17 protein-coding genes are annotated in these 18,621 nt (G+C 66.0%); 9 read left to right on the top strand and 8 right to left on the bottom strand.

Going from position 1 to position 18,621, the window contains the following annotated elements:
* Positions 1-181 precede the first annotated feature (181 nt).
* Together ACQR1L_RS02195 and ACQR1L_RS02190 are read left to right on the top strand one after the other, a co-directional pair.
* Entirely contained in the window at positions 182-433 is a 252-nt protein-coding gene (locus ACQR1L_RS02195; protein WP_006614646.1) for a SemiSWEET transporter, read from the top strand.
* 11 nt (positions 434-444) lie between these two features.
* Positions 445-996 carry an RNA 2'-phosphotransferase gene (locus tag ACQR1L_RS02190; RefSeq protein ID WP_434856275.1) on the top strand — a complete coding sequence of 184 codons (552 nt, stop codon included), beginning with the start codon at positions 445-447 and terminating at the stop codon, positions 994-996.
* A gap of 19 nt (positions 997-1,015) precedes the next feature.
* Here ACQR1L_RS02190 and ACQR1L_RS02185 read toward each other — a convergent pair whose 3' ends face one another.
* The 3 genes from ACQR1L_RS02185 to ACQR1L_RS02175 all read right to left on the bottom strand — a co-directional run bounded on the left by ACQR1L_RS02185 (position 1,016) and on the right by ACQR1L_RS02175 (position 4,178).
* Positions 1,016-1,675 carry a L,D-transpeptidase gene (locus ACQR1L_RS02185; RefSeq protein WP_434856274.1) on the bottom strand — a complete coding sequence of 220 codons (660 nt, stop codon included), beginning with the start codon at positions 1,673-1,675 and terminating at the stop codon, positions 1,016-1,018.
* Positions 1,676-1,847: 172 nt separating this feature from the next.
* Positions 1,848-3,224, bottom strand: coding sequence for a lipopolysaccharide biosynthesis protein (locus ACQR1L_RS02180; protein ID WP_434856273.1), 1,377 nt, complete (start codon positions 3,222-3,224; stop codon positions 1,848-1,850).
* A gap of 114 nt (positions 3,225-3,338) precedes the next feature.
* On the bottom strand, positions 3,339-4,178 hold the full coding sequence (locus ACQR1L_RS02175) for a protein-disulfide reductase DsbD domain-containing protein (RefSeq protein ID WP_434856272.1): 840 nt from the start codon (positions 4,176-4,178) through the stop codon (positions 3,339-3,341).
* A 137-nt stretch (positions 4,179-4,315) separates the two neighbouring features.
* Here ACQR1L_RS02175 and ACQR1L_RS02170 point away from each other — a divergent pair, with 137 nt between their 5' ends.
* Complete coding sequence (locus ACQR1L_RS02170; RefSeq protein ID WP_434856271.1) at positions 4,316-4,966, top strand: YqgE/AlgH family protein; 651 nt, start codon at positions 4,316-4,318, stop codon at positions 4,964-4,966.
* Positions 4,967-5,271: 305 nt separating this feature from the next.
* Here the strand turns inward: ACQR1L_RS02170 and ACQR1L_RS02165 are convergent, their stop codons facing one another.
* Both ACQR1L_RS02165 and ACQR1L_RS02160 read right to left on the bottom strand, forming a co-directional pair.
* Positions 5,272-6,159, bottom strand: coding sequence for a TauD/TfdA dioxygenase family protein (locus tag ACQR1L_RS02165; RefSeq protein WP_434856270.1), 888 nt, complete (start codon positions 6,157-6,159; stop codon positions 5,272-5,274).
* A gap of 134 nt (positions 6,160-6,293) precedes the next feature.
* Positions 6,294-7,073 carry an SDR family NAD(P)-dependent oxidoreductase gene (locus tag ACQR1L_RS02160; RefSeq protein ID WP_434856269.1) on the bottom strand — a complete coding sequence of 260 codons (780 nt, stop codon included), beginning with the start codon at positions 7,071-7,073 and terminating at the stop codon, positions 6,294-6,296.
* A gap of 163 nt (positions 7,074-7,236) precedes the next feature.
* On the opposite strand from ACQR1L_RS02160, the gene ACQR1L_RS02155 reads away from it, so the two are divergent.
* The 3 genes from ACQR1L_RS02155 to ACQR1L_RS02145 all read left to right on the top strand — a co-directional run bounded on the left by ACQR1L_RS02155 (position 7,237) and on the right by ACQR1L_RS02145 (position 9,642).
* Entirely contained in the window at positions 7,237-8,352 is a 1,116-nt protein-coding gene (locus ACQR1L_RS02155; protein WP_434856268.1) for a PQQ-dependent sugar dehydrogenase, read from the top strand.
* A gap of 112 nt (positions 8,353-8,464) precedes the next feature.
* Complete coding sequence (locus tag ACQR1L_RS02150) at positions 8,465-9,199, top strand: SDR family NAD(P)-dependent oxidoreductase (protein ID WP_434856267.1); 735 nt, start codon at positions 8,465-8,467, stop codon at positions 9,197-9,199.
* A 74-nt stretch (positions 9,200-9,273) separates the two neighbouring features.
* Positions 9,274-9,642 carry a CsbD family protein gene (locus ACQR1L_RS02145; protein ID WP_434856266.1) on the top strand — a complete coding sequence of 123 codons (369 nt, stop codon included), beginning with the start codon at positions 9,274-9,276 and terminating at the stop codon, positions 9,640-9,642.
* 578 nt (positions 9,643-10,220) lie between these two features.
* On the opposite strand, the gene ACQR1L_RS02140 is transcribed toward ACQR1L_RS02145, so the two are convergent.
* Positions 10,221-11,957 (bottom strand): SGNH/GDSL hydrolase family protein, encoded by a 1,737-nt coding sequence (locus ACQR1L_RS02140; RefSeq protein WP_434856265.1) that lies wholly within the window; start codon positions 11,955-11,957, stop codon positions 10,221-10,223.
* A gap of 139 nt (positions 11,958-12,096) precedes the next feature.
* Positions 12,097-13,458: a lytic murein transglycosylase gene (locus ACQR1L_RS02135; protein ID WP_434856264.1), complete on the bottom strand. Its 1,362-nt coding sequence runs from the start codon at positions 13,456-13,458 to the stop codon at positions 12,097-12,099.
* 250 nt (positions 13,459-13,708) lie between these two features.
* Here ACQR1L_RS02135 and galU point away from each other — a divergent pair, with 250 nt between their 5' ends.
* The gene (galU, locus tag ACQR1L_RS02130) at positions 13,709-14,584 is read left to right on the top strand and encodes a UTP--glucose-1-phosphate uridylyltransferase GalU (RefSeq protein ID WP_434856263.1); all 876 of its coding nucleotides are present in this window, start codon (positions 13,709-13,711) and stop codon (positions 14,582-14,584) included.
* An 18-nt stretch (positions 14,585-14,602) separates the two neighbouring features.
* On the opposite strand, the gene ACQR1L_RS02125 is transcribed toward galU, so the two are convergent.
* Entirely contained in the window at positions 14,603-16,120 is a 1,518-nt protein-coding gene (locus ACQR1L_RS02125; RefSeq protein WP_434856262.1) for a sensor domain-containing diguanylate cyclase, read from the bottom strand.
* Positions 16,121-16,280: 160 nt separating this feature from the next.
* On the opposite strand from ACQR1L_RS02125, the gene ACQR1L_RS02120 reads away from it, so the two are divergent.
* A complete protein-coding gene (locus ACQR1L_RS02120; protein WP_434856261.1) occupies positions 16,281-16,538 on the top strand; it encodes a DUF7662 domain-containing protein in 258 nt (85 codons plus the stop codon).
* 121 nt (positions 16,539-16,659) lie between these two features.
* The gene (locus ACQR1L_RS02115; RefSeq protein ID WP_434856260.1) at positions 16,660-18,453 is read left to right on the top strand and encodes a peptide ABC transporter substrate-binding protein; all 1,794 of its coding nucleotides are present in this window, start codon (positions 16,660-16,662) and stop codon (positions 18,451-18,453) included.
* The last annotated feature ends 168 nt before the right edge of the window (positions 18,454-18,621 follow it).

The following is an 18,621-nucleotide window of genomic DNA, read 5'->3' as shown; positions in this document are numbered from 1 at the left end:
AGTGATCGATCGAGGGGCCGCGGCGTACTGGATTCCCCGCCTTCGCGGGGAATGACCGAGGGTGTTGGTGGGGGTCACCGCCTCACGCTCAGCAAGCAATTTCGCGCCGGAGCGGGTTTCGCTTCGGCGCGGGTCATTCTACAAGCGTGCGTTTCCACGACCAGCGCACGGACTTTTCATCTTGCTGACCACGATCATCGGCCTCGGCGCCGCCACTTGCACCACATGCTCGTTCCTGCCCCAGGTCATCAAGGCCTGGCGCTCGCGCTCGACCCATGACATCTCGATGGGCATGTTCGTGCTGCAGACCACCGGCAATTCGATGTGGCTGCTCTACGGCGCGCTGATCAGCGACCTGCCGCTGGTCGTCGCCAACGCCATCACGCTGGGCCTGGTCGCGGCGATCCTCGGCCTGAAGCTGCGCTACGGCTAGGGTCTCTCATCATGGCGTTCGATCCTGTTCGATTGAGCAAGTTCCTGAGCCTGGTCTTGCGGCATCAGCCGGAGGCGATCGGTCTCGCGCTGGATGCGCAGGGCTGGGCCGCCATCGACGACCTGATTGCACGCGCCACCGCGGCGGGAACGGCGTTCACCCGCGCCGAGCTGGACCGGGTGGTCGCGACCAGCGACAAGAAGCGCTTCACGATCTCGGAAGATGGGCTGCGTATCCGCGCGGCGCAGGGACATTCGGTGTCGGTCGAGCTTGGACTTGCGCCGAGCGAGCCGCCGGCCGTGCTGTTTCATGGGACTGCGACGCGCTTCGTCGAGTCGATCATGGCTCAGGGATTGAAGCCCCAGTCGCGCCAGCACGTGCATCTGTCGCTGGATGAGGCCACCGCGCTCAATGTCGGCCGCCGTCACGGCAAGCCGGCCATCTTTCGCATCGATGCCGCGGCCATGCATCGCGCCGGCATCGCGTTCTATGTCGCCGACAATGGTGTCTGGCTTACTGACCACGTCCCGCCGGACTACCTGACCCTCAGCGCGCGGCCCTGAACGCGAGACGGCACAGCCTTCAGCTGCGGCGCGCGAACACGTTTGTGGCCGATGATGCGACGCTTTGCCCGGGCGGCAGCACGACCACGGTCGATCCGAGCTGCACGCGATTGTAGAGATCGGCGACGTCGATGTTGGTCATGCGGATGCAGCCGGACGAGATCGCCTGGCCGATATATTCGGGCTGGTTGGTGCCGTGGATGCGGTACAGCGTGTCCTTGTTGCCCTCGTAGAGATAGATCGCGCGGGCACCGAGCGGATTGGCCGGGCCGCCGGCGACGCGCTTCGGATAGGGACCGAGCCGCGCCTGGATGTCGGCGGTCGGAACCCAGTCCGGCCATTCCGCGAGCTTGCCGACGGTGGCGACGCCGGAAAAGGCCTGCGCCTCCTCGCCGACGGCGACGCCGTAGCGCACCGCCTTGCGGTCGGGCAGCACGTAATAGAGGAAGCGCGCATCGGTATCGACGACGATCGTGCCCGGCTGTTCCTGCCGCGTGTATTCGACGATGTGGCGCTGGAACTGGTCGGGAATCTTCGCCTCGGCGTAGGGCGCACGCGCCAGCAGTTGCCGGTCGCGCGGCGTCAAGGCGGCATCGGTGGTCGGCGACAGCGTCGCCTCCATGCAGCCTGCCAACAGCAACGGTGCAGCCAGCACCATCGCGAGCCCCAGTCTCGACATCTCGATCTCCCCCAACGCGCGGTCGAATGATCTGCCCGGAACATCGCGCCAATATCAAGGCGTTGCATTCAACACTTGCGTGATTACCGCGTGAGGGCCGGGTGCTGATAACGCTCTTAGTTCTGCCGGAGAAGGGACAAGATGACGCAACGATCGTGCCAGCTGAGTTCCCTCACGCCGCCTTGCCGAAGGCAAGAACGTGCAGGCCGAGGCGCTGCTTGACGATGCGGAACAACAGCACTGTCTCGAAGGCGAGGGAGAGCGAGGTGGCGGCGGCGGCACCATGGCCGCCGAACTGCGGCACCAGCAGGATGCACAGCACGAGATTCATGACGAAGGCCGCCGCATAGGCCATCGCGCAGGCGCGCTGCTGGCCCAGCATGTTCAGCAGCCGCTCGACCGGACCGATCGCCGCGCGCACGACGAGGCCGATCGCGGCGATGAACATGATGTCGTAGCCCGCGGTGAACTGCGCGCCGAACAGATAGAGCAGCGGCTTGCCGAGCGCGAGCAGCACCAGGGTCGCGGCCAGCGACGGCCAGAACGTCCATTTGATGGCGTAGGCGACATAGGCCGACAGCCGCGCCTTGTCGCCGAGCGCGTGGTATTCGGCGAAGCGGTGCGCCGTTGTCGCCGACATCGCATAGTGGATGAACGACACCAGTGCGAGCGTCTTGACGACCGCGAAATAGATGCCGACCTCCTCGGAGGAGCGGAACTGCTGCAGCACCAGAACGTCGGTGTAGGACAGCAGCAGATAGAAGCTCTCGACCAGGAGGATGGGCAGCGAGATCGCGAGCCAGCCTCTGAGGTCGTACTGCTTCGGTCCGCGTTCGATATGGCGATCGAGCCTGCGGTTCAGCACCCACATCTGGCCGAACATCGCGATCCACACCGCGGCGGCGCTCGCGGCCATCGCAGCGGTGGCGCCGAGGTCGAAGCCGAGCACGAAGGCGCCCGCGGTGAAGCCGATGATCAGGGTCTGGCGGATGATGAACTGGGGCATCAGCCCGAGCGTCATCCAGTCATGCGAGCGTGCGATGCCATCCTGGGTGTTGGCGACGACGAAGGCGGGCAGGGTCAAGCAGCCGATATAAAGCGGCATGCGCTCGCTCGGATCGATCCACGGCGACAGCAGCGCGACGAGGCCGGCGAGCAGCAGCGCGGCGGCGGTCGAGGTCGCCAAGGTCAGCCAGCGGCCGCCGGCGAGGAAGCCGCGCAGCAGCGCCTGCTGGTTCGACGTGCGGTAGTCGGGAATGATCTTCTGCGCGGAGGAGGCGATGCCGAAATCGAGCATGCTGCCGAGCAGCAGCACCCAGGTCCAGACATAGACATAGGTGCCGTAGTCGGAGCCGCCCATCCAGCGCGCCAGCAGGATCTGGCTGAGATAGGCAAGGCCGGCGCTGAGTACGCGAATGATGAAGATGGTGCCGGCCAGCCGCCGCGTCAGCGACGCGTCGCCACTGCCGCCGAGCGCGGCCAGGCGCGCCTTCAGGCGGGCGACGAGGCCGGTCGATACGCGTTCGTTGCGGGCGTCCATCACGGCCATGGCAGGATCAGGCTCCACGTCCGCACCGATGGCGGCGATGGTGACCTTCCTATCAACGCATCGTTAAGAATCGGTTGGGCCCTCGGGCCAACGCGATGCGCCGCGGCGGCGCCGTCAGGGCAGGTTGAAGTTGAATTCGTAGGCCTTGTCGGGACCGACCAGCGTGAATTTCAGCGCGGCACCATCCGGCTTGACGCCCGGCGGGACGCCGTCGAGTTCGAACGCGAAGCGCTTGATGCCCGGTGCGCCGCTGTCGCGGGCGACCGGGATCGGCAGCGCCCAGTCCGGAGTGGGGCCCTCGACATAGAGCTGAACGCCGCGTGGGTCGGGCACGGCGACGTCGACGATGACGTCCTTCTTGCCGTCGCGCTTGACGTCGCGGATCGTCAGCGGAATGGGATCGCCGATATTGGCCGGCTTCGGCACGGTATCGAGGGCCGCAGACAACGAGGCATCCTCGGTGCTGGCGACGCTGGTGAAGGCGAGCTCCGCCTTGGCCTCCACCGGAATGCAGATCTTCTCGCAGACCGCGTAGCTGATGTCGGCGCGCAACGTCATCGGCTTGTCCGCGCTCTTGGCGACGATGCGCAGCGGCAGCACGACCTGGTCGTGATAGCCGAGCGAATGGCCGCCCGCGCCGTCATCGAACTTGGTCGGCGCCGGCCACAGAACCGTCACCGCCTCGACGTTGTCCGACTTGGAAAAGTCGAACCGCGGCGGCACACCGGAATCGCCGGGTGTGCGCCAGTATGTCTTCCATCCGGGCTGCAGTTGGATGGCGATGCCGCCGAGCATGACAGGGCCGCTGCGTGAGCCCGCAAGCAGGCGGACGGCGGAGTGGGTGTCGCGCTGCCAGGGCGAGGAGTCCTGCGCCTGCGCGCCGAACGCCAGGCAGGACGACAGGACGGAGACGATGAACAGTGTGGCGGAGTGGTGAGGAACCAAGGCGGACATGAGACGTCTTTAGAGTGAGCTTCAGGCGCAAACCATTGAATTGCTTGTGAGGTCGATTTCGTCGCGGTGCCCTGAACCTTGATTGACAGATGCGCATCCCAATATCAGGATATCAACGATCATGAGAGTCCTTGCGGATGAATCCTGAGGCAAAAAGGCTGGGCGACATTCGCCGCAAAGTGACCGGGATCGGGGATCACGCCTCGCAAGGTGGATATCTCGATGGCCAGCTGCTGGTCGCGATGCCCGTGATGGGCGATTCCCGCTTCGAGCGCTCGGTGATTTATCTTTGCGCGCACTCGGCCGAAGGCGCCATGGGTATCATGGTGAACCGGCCGGCGGGCAGCATCGATTTCCCGCAGCTCCTGATGCAACTCAATATCATCGAGAAGAGCGACCAGATCCATCTGCCGGACAGCGCCGAAACGATGAAGGTGCTGAGCGGTGGTCCGGTCGATACCGGACGCGGCTTCGTGCTGCATTCCAGCGACTACTTCATCGCCAACGCCACCTTGAAGATCAATGACGGCGTCTGCCTGACGACCACGATCGATATCCTCAAGGCGATCGCCAAGGGCAACGGCCCGAAGCACGCCATCCTCGCGCTCGGTTACGCCGGCTGGCGGGCCGGCCAGCTCGAGGAAGAGATCCAGGACAATGGCTGGCTGCATTGCGATGCCGATCCCGAGCTGATCTTCGGCGACAATGTCGAGGACAAATACGGTCTGGCATTGCGTAAGATCGGCATCGACCCGGGGATGCTGTCCAACGCCGCGGGACATGCTTAGGCGTTTCGATCGGCGCGATCGGATCTTGGACCCTGTTGCGCTCCAAGGATGCAACACGGTTTTGCTAAAACTCGCTCGCTCTCCGAGGTCGTCCCGGCCTCCGAGCCGGGACCGATACGCCGCGGCGGGTGTGGTGACGCACGGTGCCGATCGAGCGGACCTAACAATAGATGTCACGGAGTATGGGTCCCGGATCGGCGTCCGACAACGCTTGCGCGTTGCCGGACTTGTCCGGGACGACACCGGTGTTGTTGAGGCTCTGCGAACATCTATCCATGACGTTAAGGCAGAGCTCCCGCGACGAGCTACTCCGCAGCCTGCTGCGCGATCGTCGGCTCGGTGCCGGCCACCGTCGCGCGGCGCATGTCGCGGGGCTGGGACTGGTCGTAGCGGCGGACGCGGTGCATGGTCTGGCGATTGTCCCACATGATCAGATCGTGCAGCCGCCATGTATGGACATAGACGAACTCCGGCTGCGTGGCGTGCTCGGTGAGATCGCGCAGCAGCAGCCGGCCCTCGGGCATGCTCATGCCGATGACGGCGCCGGCATGCGATGACAGATACAGCGACTTGCGGCCATGCGCCGGATGCGTGCGCACCAGCCGCTGCTTGACCGGCTTGAACATCTCCTTCTCCTCCTCGGTGTAGTCGAGGAAGCCGAGCGAGCCGCGCGAATACATCAGCGAATGTTCGCAGACGAGATCCTCGATCTCCGCCTTGGTCTCCTGATCGAGCGCATCATAGGCCGCGCGCATGTCGGCGAACTCGGTGTTGCCGCCCTTCGGATTCACGACGCGCGCCGACAGGATGGAGTACTTCGCCGGGATCGGCCGGAACGAGCTGTCGGAATGCCACAGGCAGTTGCCGAGATTGAACAGATGCGTGCGATGATCCCGCGGCAGCGGCTTGCCGTCCTTGCCGAGATTGGAGACGTCGTTGAGGCCGGTCGAGAGTCGGTAGTCCTCCTTCTTCGTCACCGTGCCGCCGCGCGCCTGCTCGCGTTCGCCAAAGCTGAGCGCAAAGCGGAGCTGCTGTTCGTCGGTGATGTCCTGGTCATGGAGCACCAGCACCGCGTAGTGATCGATCGCGGCCTGCAACTGCGCGATCTCGTCGAGAGTGAGCGGCTGGCGCAGGTCGACGCCGGAGACCTCGCCGACGAAATGCGGATGCAGTTGCCGGATGGCGATGGCCATGGCGTCCTCCTTGCGTGTCCTCATGATGGCGAACTGACGTTCGCTTCTGATGCCTGAGGCTACGCCCGCGAGGTGCGAAGTCAATTCATCGGCCGCGCGCCGCCGCGCACGGCTGACATGCCGGACGGTCAGGGTCAGGCGTTGCGCGCCATCAGCCCGCCGTCGACCGGAATGACGGCGCCGGTGATGAACGAGGCGGCCGGCAGGCACAGGCTCAACGTCATGTGCGCGACTTCCTCGGGATCGCCATAGCGTCCGAGGGCGGTGCGGCGCCGCGCATAGATCGCCTTCTGCTCGTCGGGGATGCGCGCGGTCATCGCCGTCGTGATCGGTCCCGGGCAGACGCAATTCACGGTGATGCCGTCGCGCCCGAGCTCGACGGCGAGCGAGCGCGTCAACCCGGTCACGCCGGCCTTGGCGGCGGAATAGGCGCTGTGCATGGCGGTCGCGCCAAGCGCCTCGGTCGAGGCGATGTTGACGATGCGCGGGCTCGTCGAGCGGCGCAGATGCGGCAGCGCGGCACGAATGATGCGCTGCTGCGCGGTCAGCATCACCGCAAGGCCCCTGGCCCAGGCCTCGTCATAGCCGTCGTCGTCGATCGCGACGCGCACGGAAATGCCGGCATTGTTGATGATGATGTCGAGGCCGCCGAAATGCGCCGCGGCCTGGCCGACGACGGTCGTGATGGCCGTGGGATCGCTGAGATCGAGCCGCCAGACCTGCGCTGTTCCGCCCGATGTCGTGATGGCCTCGGCCACGGCGCGGGCGCCGTCCGCATCGACATCGGTGACGGCGACTTTCGCGCCCTCGTCGGCGAACACGCGCGCGGTCGCGCGGCCCATGCCCGAGGCCGCGCCTGTGATCAGCACGGTCAATTCCGCCACCGAGCGGCTGAGTTGCTTGTGGTCCTGCATATTTGCGGCTCACGGAAATATGCGCATCGCTTGCGCGTTCTCGGCATTATCACTGATCGGGCGCATTCGGTAGGCACCGATCCGGCATGGCCGAATGCACGTTGCATCCGATCGGGATCGACACACTGGAGTGATCATGGCGTTCTCCAAGACATTCGCATGCATGGCTTTTGTGGTGGGACTCGTTGCGGGCACCACCGCGCATGCCGACAGCATCAATGCCGGCGGCCGCAAGCCGAGCGCGGTGCGGCCGTTCGACGCCAAGAGCATCGCCGAGTTCGACACACCCTGGGCGATCGCGTTTCTGCCCGATGGCCGCATGCTGATCACGGAGAAGCCGGGCCGGATGTTCCTGGTCACGCAGAGCGGCCAGAAGCGCGACATCGGCAACGTGCCCGCGGTCGCGGCGCGTGGTCAGAACGGGCTGCTGGACGTCGCCATCTCGCCAGGCTTCGCGACAAATTCGCAGGTCTACATCACCTACACCGAGCCGAGCGCCGAGGGTAGCCGGCTCGTCCTCACCCGTGCCGAGCTGTCGCTCGCGAATGATCGCGTGACGCTGAACGACCCCAAGGTCATCTGGCGTCAGACGCCGTCCGGCGGCGGCGGCCAGCCCGGCGGCATCATCGCATTCGATCCGCAAGGCACGCATCTGTTCCTGACCGTCGGCGACCGCATGCAGCCCACCAGCGCCCAGGACCCGCGCCAGGCGCGCGGCAAGGTGCTGCGGCTCAATCTCGACGGCTCGACGCCGTCGGACAATCCGCAGGCGGAGGACAAGGGTGTGCCGGCACAGACCTGGACAACCGGCCATCGCAATCCCTATGGCCTGGCCTTCGCGTCCGACGGGCGGCTCTGGCTGCACGAGATGGGGCCGCGCGGCGGCGACGAGCTCAACCTGATCGTGCCGGGCAAGAACTATGGCTGGCCGCTGGTTTCGAACGGCGACAATTACGACGGCACGCCGATCCCGCGTCACGCGACGCGGCCGAATCTCGAGGCGCCACTGCTGTACTGGGATCCCGTGATCGCGCCGGCCGGGCTCGCCTTCTATGAGGGCACGATGTTTCCGCACTGGAAAGGCTCGGCCTTGATTGGCGGTTTGCGGGCCCAGGCGCTGGTGCGCGTCGCATTCCGACCCGACGGCCAGCCGGATGAGGCGGAGCGCTGGGACATGGGCAATCGCATTCGCGATGTCGCGGTGGCTCCCGATGGTGCGGTCTGGATCATCGAGGATGATTCACCGGGACGTCTGCTGCGCCTGACGCCGATGAAGTGACGAGCTGCCGCCCGCCGGAATTCGGAAGGGGCGTGGCATGTCCTCAAGACGTTGACAGCCTCAAGGCCTGTCCCCACACAGGCAGATCAACAACAACAAGCGGAGCAGGGAGATGAACGCGCTCGATTTCACGGGACGCTCGGTGCTGGTGGTCGGCGGCTCCAGCGGCATCGGCAACGGCATCGCGCAGGCTTTTCGCGCGCAGGGGGCGCAGGTCAATATTTGCGGCACGCGCGCGAGCGCGGCGGATTATTCCGCGGAGGAGGGCTCCGATCTCCAGGGTCTGACCTATCATCAGCTCGATGTGAGTTCGCCGAGCGCGATCGAGGCGTTCGCGCCGAAACTCGACCGTCTCGACGTGCTGGTCCTGGCGCAGGGCGCGGTGCTCTACCGGCGCGGCGAATTCGCGATGGACGGCTTCCGCAAGGTCGTCGAGGTCAACCTCATGAGCCTGATGGCGTGTGCGACGAAGTTTCACGGAGCGCTGCGCGACGCCAAGGGATCGCTGATCATCGTGTCGTCGACGGCGGCCTATCACTCGACCATGGGCAACCCGGCCTACAATGCCTCCAAGACCGGCGCGGTCGGACTGACGCGGACGCTGGCCGAGGCCTGGGCCGAGGACGGCATTCGCGTCAACGGCATCGCGCCCGGCCTGGTGGATACCAAGATGACGAAGGTGACGACTGCCAATCCGCAGCGCCTGACCGGCGCGCTGCAGCGCATCCCGCTGCGGCGGCTGGGCACGCCGCAGGACATGGCCGGCGCCGCCCTGTTCCTGGCCTCGCCGCTGGCGTCCTACATCGTCGGCCAGACTATCGTCGTGGATGGCGGGTTGATTTTGTAGTCGTCCGGAACCTGCGCCGTGCTGGCCGGTTAGCAGGCCAGCAATCCCGCACAGCGCAGAGAAGGAGAGCGGCAATGGATCAGGATCGGCTGACCGGTACGGCCAAGGATGTCGCAGGCAAGGTTGAGGGCGGCATCGGCGAAATGCTGGGTGACAAGAGCACGCAGGCCTCAGGGCGGGCTCGTGAGGCGTCCGGCGTCGTGCAGAACATGTACGGCCAGGCCAAGGACGCCGCGCGCGAGGCCAGCGACGCCGCGATGGATTTCGCCAAGGACACCTTCGGCAACAGCACCGAGTCGTTGCGTGACGGCACCCAGGCGCTCACCAAGCGGGTTCAGGACAACCCGATGGGCGCGCTCCTGGTCGCCGGCGGCATCGGCTTCCTGCTGGCCATGCTGATGCGGCCGTCGAGCCGTCCGCAGCCCCAGCGCTGGCGCTACTGAGTTTCCGTAGAACCTTCAGGCGACGACAACCACATTGGCCCGCATTCGATCGCGAATGCGGGCCGATCCGTTATGTCCGGTCCGTTATGTCATGGCCTGCGGATCGTGCCGTCGCCGCCGCCGGAGCTTGACGGACTCGCATCCCATTTCAGACTTCGACAACCACCGGCCTATCCGTTCCCTCCCCCCTTGTGGGGGAGGGGCAGGGAGGGGGGTAGCTCAGGATGACGCACCCAGCGGTCGGCACCACCAGCGCAACGGATGCCGCCAGCCGCAAGCAACGGAGCGCGACGCAGTCCTTGCGACGCATGAATTTGAAGTCCTTCGGGGGGGGGGGGGAGGGCGTGTTGAATCTGTCTGCCAAGCTCTCGTCGATCGCGCCCGCGGCGCCCCCCTCCCCAACCCTCCCCCACAAGGGGGGAGGGAGCGGAAAGACCGGTGCAAGCGGGCAAAGATCGCTGAGGCAAAGGTCGTGCAGACTGCGCAATCAGGATCGGCCGCGTCGCCGCCAGCTTCAGATCGATACGATGCGGCTATATCGCTGCACCGTCATGCGTCTCACCTGAATTGCATCGTCGCTACCGCGGCGCCGCCTCAAGCACCGCTGCCGCACGGCCGACTGAGCCTGGCGGCCTTGGCGGCGCGTTCGGATTGCGCGCGGCCGGGGGCCTCGCCGGCTGCTGTTGAGGCTGGGGCGCACCGAAGCCGAAGAAGTCGCGGATGCCGGGGTTGGGCTGCTGGGCCTGAGAGGGCTGCTGCTGGGCGGGCGGGGCCGGTGTCGTCATGCGCTTCTGCCGTTGCTGTGCTGGAAGCTGGCCCGGGGCTGCCGGGGCGGCCTCGGTCGGGGACGTCGCGGCGACCGGCGTATCCGGCTTGGTGAGCTCCTTCGGCGGTTCCTTGGCCTGTTCGCGGCCGACCTCGCGGCGCGGCCAGACAAAATCGTCGGCGCGACCGGCCGGCGGGCTCAGCGCCTCGCCCTTGACCAGAGTCCGCGCAGCCAGGGCATCGACATTGGCCGGACGCGACCCGGGGCCGCCGAGCAACTGGTCGGTGCCGACCGAGGAGGCGACCAGGGGCAGGATCGGGCCGGCGACCGGCCGCGGCGCAGGCTGGCCCGGGACCGCATTGGCATCCGGCGTCGCCGGCTCGCTCGGCAATTCCAGCGGCGCGGAACGGGTAGCGAGCAGACGGTTGATCTCTCGCTCGGCATAGTGGGCGAGCTTGCGGGCGCCCGGCCTGGTGAAATAGACGCCATCATAGGAGCGCAGCTGGCGGATCTGGCCCTCGAAATCGGGGCCCTTCTGCAGGAAGCGGCCAGCCTCGTCGACGAAGCCGTCCCAGACGTCGACATAGGTGATGCCGGCCTTGCCGGCGGCATCGCGATAGAGCGAGTCGAGATAGAGCGTGTCGGCGGTGCCCTTGGGGCCGCGCACCGCGGGCAGACCGACCCAGAGCACCGGCACGCCCTTGCTCTTGGCGACCGCGATCATCTCCTCGATCTTCTTGGTGTAGAGTTCGGCCCAGCGCTCGTCGCGGAATTCGTACAGGCCGCCCGGCGCGCGCGCGGCCTTCTCCGGCGCGGCGACGGCCGGCGTGTCGTTGTCGGCCTCGTCCTGCGGCAGGTCGCTGTCAGCCGGCTTGTCGTCGGGCTTGGCGGCCGTGTCTGTCTTGCCGTCCGGTTTGGCCTCGCCGGGCTTGGTCTCGCCTGGCTTGCCTTTCGCGTCCTTCTTGGCCTTGTCGGCCGCCTTCTTGTCGTCGGGCTTGTCAGTCTTCTCCACCACCGGCTCGCGCAGCGAGATGCGGTCGTTGAGGCCGAGCATGATGACGATGGCGTCGGCGCGCTCGGTCGCCAGGATGCCCTTGGCGGCGGCGGCCCAGTCGGCGGGGTCACCCTTCGGCTGGTATTTGATCAGGCCGGAATTGGTCTTGATCTTGCGCGTGACACCCATGTCAGGCTGCTCGGAATAGGCGTCTTCGAGGCCGTAGGCGAGCCAGTCGGCCATGCCGTCGCCAAGCACCAGGACGTAGCGCTCCGGAGCGCTGTCGCGCTTCTCGGGTGGAGGCGCCTTGGAATAATCCTGCGTCACCTTCTTCGGCTGCTGCTGCGGGTAGGGCGCGAAGAAGTCGTTGCCGAACCAGCCACCGCCGCCCCCGCCACCGCGGGGCGCCGGCCGCGGCGAGGCGAACGGGTTGAAATTGAAGAACTGGGCCGAGGCCGGACCGGCAATGCCGACGAGCATGGCAATGACGACCGCCAGCACCACCAGCGGGCCGGGCTCGTTCAACAGCTTGAGGAAGGACTTCAGCTTTGACATGCGCACCCGTCGCGCGGCGAAATCGTCGTAACCTTATAATAGGAGCCGAATCAGGCCGCAAACGGGCATTCACCGGATGGTGTTGATCGGCCCCGCGATTGCCCCGAAAGGTTACCGCTCAGGCCGAAAATGCGGGCTTTCAGCGCCCGCGCAGCCGGTCCAGCACCTCGGAGGTCGCAAAACCGTCCGCCGGGGCGCCGATCGAAGCCTGGAAGTTCCGCAGCGCTTCCCGGGTCTGGCCACCGAACTGGCCGTCTGGGGTTCCGCGGTAATATCCGCGGTCGGCCAGCAGCTGCTGCAGTTCCAGCCGCTCCGCCCGCGACAGCGTGCGTTCCTCGCGCGGCCAGGCCTGGACGAAGGCCGGCGCGCCGCGCAGCCGGTCGGCGAAATGGCCGATCGCCAGCGCATAGGCCTCGGCCGGGTTGTATTTCATGATGACGCGGAAGTTCTGCAGCATCAGGAAGCCGGGGCCCTGAGCGCCCGCCGGGGCCAGCAGGTAGGCCTTCTCGTTGGTCGCCGGGAACGGCTGGCCATTGGCGCGCTTGAGTCCGAGCTGCTCCCACTGGCCAAAACTCATGCTCTTGGCGCGGTCGGCGAGCATGTAGTTGAAACCCTGGGGAACCACGACCTCGTAGCCCCAGCTTTGGCCGCTCTGCCAGCCGTCCTTCTTGAGGTTGTTGGCGGTCGAGGCGATCAGGTCGGCGGGATTGTCGACGACGTCGCGGCGGCCGTCGCCATCGGCATCGACGGCGAAGCGCTTGAACGCGGTCGGCATGAACTGGGTCGGGCCGAAGGCGCCGGCCCAGGAGCCGCGCAACTGTTCGGGGCGGAGGTCGCCACGGTTGAGGATCTCCAGCGCCGAGAGGAACTCGTCCTTGAAATAGGCCTGGCGGCGGCCGATGCAGGCGAGCGTCGCGGTCGACTGCAGCACGCTGCGATCGCCGATCTGCGTCGAGTAGTTGGATTCGATGCCCCAGATCGAGGCGATGATGTAGCGGTCGACGCCATAGGCGCGCTCGGTGGCGTCGAACTGCGCCTTGTACTTCGCCAGCACCTCGCGGCCCTTGGCCAGGCGATTGTCGTTCACCAGGATGTCGAGATAGTCCCAGATCGACTTGGTGAATTCGGGCTGGGCGTCGAGCAGGTCCATGATGCGCAGGTCCGGCGACAGCCCTGCGGTGAAGCGCTGGAAATTGTCCTGGGTGATGTTGCGTCTTGCGGCATCTGGCCACATGCCGGCGACGCAGGCGTCGAAATTGCCGGCGGCGTCGCGGATCGCGGCCGCCGTCATCAGCGGATGGCCGGAGGCGCCGTCCTCGCCGCTCCAGGGCAGCGGGCCGTTGCCCGACGGTGTTTGGGCCGGCTGATTCGGGGCCGGATTGCCTTTGCTCAGCGTGCCCGTGAACAGGCTGTCGAGAAAGTTCAGCGGACCCCCGCTCGACTGCGCCGATGCGGAACCGGACACCGCCGCCAGCATGCCTGCCAGCACACCGGCTCTCATGATTCTCGCCATTTCGGCCCGTTCTGCCATGCGTCGATCCGTGCAGCGTCTGAAACAAGGCCTCCCAGGAGGCGCGTTGCTTCTTAACAGGAGATTAACAAGGTTGATGATTTCCGCAGCGAAATTTAGCCGTCGCACGCGGGTCGGCCGGAACCCTCGACCAACATCCGCCTTTGTTCTCGGCTGCAAACGAGCTACCAAGATGCGATCGATTTCGCATTCATATCGTCACAAGGTTTAATCTGTCGCCATGAAGATCCGCAAAGCCGTTTTTCCGGTCGCCGGCCTCGGTACCCGCGTCCTTCCCGCCACCAAGGCGATGCCGAAGGAGATGCTGACGATCGTCGACAAGCCGCTCATCCAGTATGTCTTCGACGAGGCCAAGGAAGCCGGCATCGAGCATTTCGTGTTCGTGACCGGACGCAACAAGACCTCGATCGAAGATCATTTCGACCGGATGTACGAGCTCGACGCGACGCTCGCGGCGCGCGGCAAGAAAACCGAAATCGATATCCTGGCGCGCGACCAGCCGGAGGCGGGCGCCGTCAGCTTCACCCGCCAGCAGGCGCCGCTCGGCCTCGGTCATGCCGTGTGGTGCGCGCGCGACATCGTCGGCGACGAGCCGTTCGCGGTGGTACTGCCAGACGAGCTGGTGCTCAACTCGCCCGGGTGCCTGGCTCAGATGATTGCTGCCGCCAGCAAGCTGCCCGAGAAGAGCAACGTGCTCGCCGTGCAGGAGGTGCCGGCCGACCAGACCCATCAATACGGCATCTGCGGCGTCGGCCCGCGCGACGGCAAGATCTTCGAGGTCGACGGCATGGTCGAGAAGCCGGCCAAGGGCACCGCGCCGTCGAACTTCTCGATCACCGGGCGCTACATCCTGCAGCCGGAGATCTTCAAGATCCTGGCGACGCAGGAGCGCGGCGCCGGCGGCGAGATCCAGCTGACCGACGCGATGATCGGCCTGTCGAAGACGCAGAAGTTCTACGGCGTCGATTTCGACGGCGAGCGGCATGATTGCGGTTCGAAGTCCGGCTTCCTGAAGGCCAACATCGCCTTCGCCATGGCGCGTTCCGACCTGCGCGACGGCCTGCGCGCCGACATGAAGAAGTATCTCGAAGGATAGCGCTAAGAGCTGGCGGCCTCACGCCGCCAGCGATGGCGGGACGGGCGTCGTCGCGAGTTGCGGCACGCTCGCCGTGGCGCAGCAGTTGCGGCCGGCCGCCTTGGCGGCATAGAGCGCGGTATCGGCGGCATGCAGCAGGCCGGTCCAGTGCGTCGTGCGAGACGGCGTGACGCTGGCGACGCCGATGCTGATCGACGTGTTGCAGGCATCGCCCGCCCACAGCGCGACCTTGCAGCGGATCGTCTCGGCGACATGCAGCGCATCGGCTTCCGCGGTCCCCGGCAGCAGCACCGCGAATTCCTCGCCGCCATAGCGCGCGGCGCAATCGCCGGCGCGACGCACCGAGTCGGAGATGCACACGGCGATGCCGACCAGGATCTGGTCGCCGGCTTGATGCCCGTGCGTGTCGTTGTAGCACTTGAAGTGATCGGCATCGATCATCAGAAGGGCCAGCGGCGCGCCGGCGCGATGGGCCCGCCGCCATTCGATCTCGATGGTCTCGTCGAACTTGCGCCGGTTCTTCAGCCCGGTCAGCGGGTCCGTGGTCGCGAGCTGCTCCAGCCGCCGCTCGACCTTGGCTCGGAGCTGGATTTCGCGCGCGGCGACCTGGGTTGCGGCGAGCACGAACACGATCAGCGCCAGCATCAGCGCGCCGATCTGGGCGGCCTCGTTGCGCCACACCGCGTAGACGCTGTCCCATGACCTCGAGGCGATCACCACCAGCGGCTCGGTGCCGTTGCGCCAGACCAAGAGCCGGGGCACGTCGTCCAAGGCCCCGGTGCTGCTGAGCCAGCCGGCCGGCTCGGTGAGCGCACGGGTCACCGCGGGCGCCCGGGCCAGGTTGCGGCCGATCGCGCCGGCGTCGAGCGGGGCCGTCACGATGACGGTGCCGTCGCGTCCGAGCACGGTCAGGCTGACGCCCGGCGCGAGCGACAGGCGGCTGAACAGGTCGCGGAAATAAGTGAGGCGAATGGTGCCGGCGACGACGCCGAGAAAGCGCCCGTCGGGCGCGGAGATGCGCCGGCTCAGCACGATGGAATATTGCCCGCGGTCCTCGGCGGGCCGGCTGACCTGAAGGCCGGCGTCGTTGCGATCGCGGTGGACCTGGAAGAAGTCGGCGTCGCTGCGATCGTCAGGCGCCGGATCGAGCGTCGACGAGTCGATGGTCAGGCGTCCCTTGGCGTCGAATACCTTGATGGCCCCGAAATTCTTCGCGGAGGAGGCGCGGTCGAACAGGATGAGCTGGCGGACCGGCTTGCTGACCTCGTTGATTTCGGGCAGCAACATGTTGGCGGCAACAGCGCGCAGCGAGAGATCGTAGAGCTCGATGTTGCGGCTGATGTCGGCGCCGATGCCGGCGGCGAGATTCTCCAGCGATTGCCGGGCGCGCACCGCCTCGCCGCGGCGAAGGTCGATCATGACGCTGGCGCAGATGGCGGAGAAGCCGATGATGGTCGAGATGGAGCAGGTGATGAGCGTGCGCGCCGATAGCCGCCACGGCTGCTTTGCCCGGCCTGTTCGGCGCTGCAGTGGCATCGGTCCCACCCCCGTGGAGTCCCGTCCGTAGAGTAACGGGTCACCCGGGAGTAACGCATGTTAGGTTAACGAGGGGTTGCGACGGTCGCGCGGCCGCCGCGCCCGCTTCGGATGAAGATGGAATCGATAAGAATGGCGTCGAGAAGCATGGAGTCGAGACTTGCCGGACTATGATGCGCTGCGCGACTATCTCAAGCGGCAGACCCGCCCCGAGCTCGTGCTCAGCGTCGAGGAGATCGAGGAGCTGATCGGCGACAGTTTGCCGCGCGCGGCGCAGCGGGCGTCGTGGTGGGATAGTCTGCGCAGCCCGCAGGAGAAGATGCCACAGCGCGAAGCGTGTCTGGCGGCCGGCTATGTCGCCACCCGTATGCCTGACGGCAAGGGTGTCCGATTCCGCAGGCTGAAGGCCGAGCGCTAAGGAGATACCTTTTCTCGGTAACGTTTGGTCCCTATCGTGCGCGGGAACCGGCGACGCTGCGTCGGTTGAGCCGTCCGGCGCGATCGAGCGCCGGTGCTGTCGACGATCTGGAGAGACTGAAATGAACGAACAGGACCTGCGCCACGAGATTGCTGCGGTGAAGGCGGGGCGGCTGTCGCGCCGCGACTTCGTGCAGCGGATGCTCGCGCTCGGGCTGACCGCGCCGCTGGCCGGCATGATGCTGGCCCATTCGGGAGTGGCGATGGCGGCGCAGGAATTTCCCTACAAGCCGACCAAGGCCGGCGGCGGCGGGCCGCTGAAGATCCTGTTCTGGCAGGCACCCACGCTGTTGAACCCGCATTTCGCCATCGGCGCCAAGGATCAGGAAGCGGCGCGGGCGTTCTACGAGCCGCTGGCCGGATGGGATGCCGACGGCAATCTCGTGCCCGTTCTCGCGGCCGAGATCCCCAGCGTCGCGAAAGGCACGGTGGCCACGGACGGGACCTGGGTGATCTGGAAGCTCAAGTCCGGCGTCAAATGGCACGACGGCCAGCCGTTCACCGCCGACGACGTGATCTTCAACTGGCAGTTCGCCACCAATCCGGACACGTCGGCGGTCACCATCGCTGACTACAAGGAGATCAAGGAGATCGAGCGGATCGACGACCACACGGTTCGCCTCGTGTTCGCCAAGCCGACACCGCTATGGTTCACCGCCTTCGTCGGCGGCCGCGGCGCGATCATTCCGAAGCATCTGTTCGTCGACTATGTCGGCGCCAAGTCGCGCGAGGCGCCGAACAATCTCAAGCCCGTCGGCACCGGCGCCTATCTGTTCGTCGACTTCAAGCCGGGCGACATGCTGACCGCCAAGCTCAACCCGAACTATCACGTCGCCAACCGCCCGTACTTCGATACGCTGGAGATCAAGGGCGGCGGCGACGCCGTGTCGGCGGCCCGTGCGGTGCTGCAGACCGGGGAATACGACTACGCCTGGAATCTGCAGGTCGAGGACGAGATCCTGGTCAAGCTGGAGGCCGGCGGCACCGGCGTGGCCGAGATCGTGGCGACCGGCAATCTCGAATTCATCATGCTCAACGCCACCGACCCCAATGTCGAGGTCGACGGCGAGCGCGCGAGCCTCAAGACCAAGCATCCGCTGTTCTCCGATCCCGCGGTGCGCGAGGCGATCAACCTCTTGATCGACCGCGCCTCGATCCAGAAGTTCATCTACGGGCGCGGCGGCATCGCCACGGCGAACTGCGTCAACAATCCCGAGCGCTACCGTTCCAAGAACACCAGCTTCGAGTTCAACATCGAGAAGGCCAACCAGATCCTGGAGAACGCCGGCTGGAAGAAGGGCGCGAGCGGGCTGCGCGAGAAGGACGGCAAACAGCTCAAATTCGTGTTCCAGACCTCGACCAACGGGCCGCGGCAGAAGAACCAGGCGATCATCAAGCAGGCCTGCCAGAAGGCCGGCATCGAGATCGAGCTGAAATCGGTGGTTGGCTCGGTGTTCTTCTCCTCTGACGTCGCAAATCCCGACACCTACTCGCATTTCTATTGCGACATGGAGATGCTGATGATGACGATGTCGTCGCCGGAGCCGCAATCGTTCCTGAGCCAGTACGTCTCCTGGGAAGCGGCGAGCAAGGCCAACAAATGGCAGGGCCGCAACGTCTCGCGCTGGCAGAACAAGGAGTATGACGACCTCTACAACGAGCTGCTGCGTGAGCTCGACCCGGTGAAGCGCGCGGCGCTCTATATCAAGCTCAACGATCTGGTCTGCGCGGGCCGTCACGTGCTGCCTGAGCTCAACCGTCCGCGCGTCAGCGGCATCCGCAAGGGTCTGCAGACCCACTCCTCGGGCTGGGACAACGATCTCTGGCAGCTGCCGAACTGGTATCGCGAGAGCTGAGCACACGCGGCGATTGCAGCATTTGGCCTCGCTGGTGCAGGGCTACAGTTCCGCCGCGTAGTTCCATTTTCCGGGTGCTGTGCAGCGCAGATTGTCGCACCGCAAAGGTGCGACAATCGATCCTTTCCATCTTGCGAAATTGGCCCGGATTCTGCTTTGACAGTCGCT

Source organism: Bradyrhizobium sp. HKCCYLR20261 (assembly GCF_051168435.1).
GTDB lineage: Bacteria > Pseudomonadota > Alphaproteobacteria > Rhizobiales > Xanthobacteraceae > Bradyrhizobium.
The sequence above is the reverse complement of the archived record's forward strand: the minus strand, read 5'-3'. Positions and strand labels throughout refer to the sequence as shown.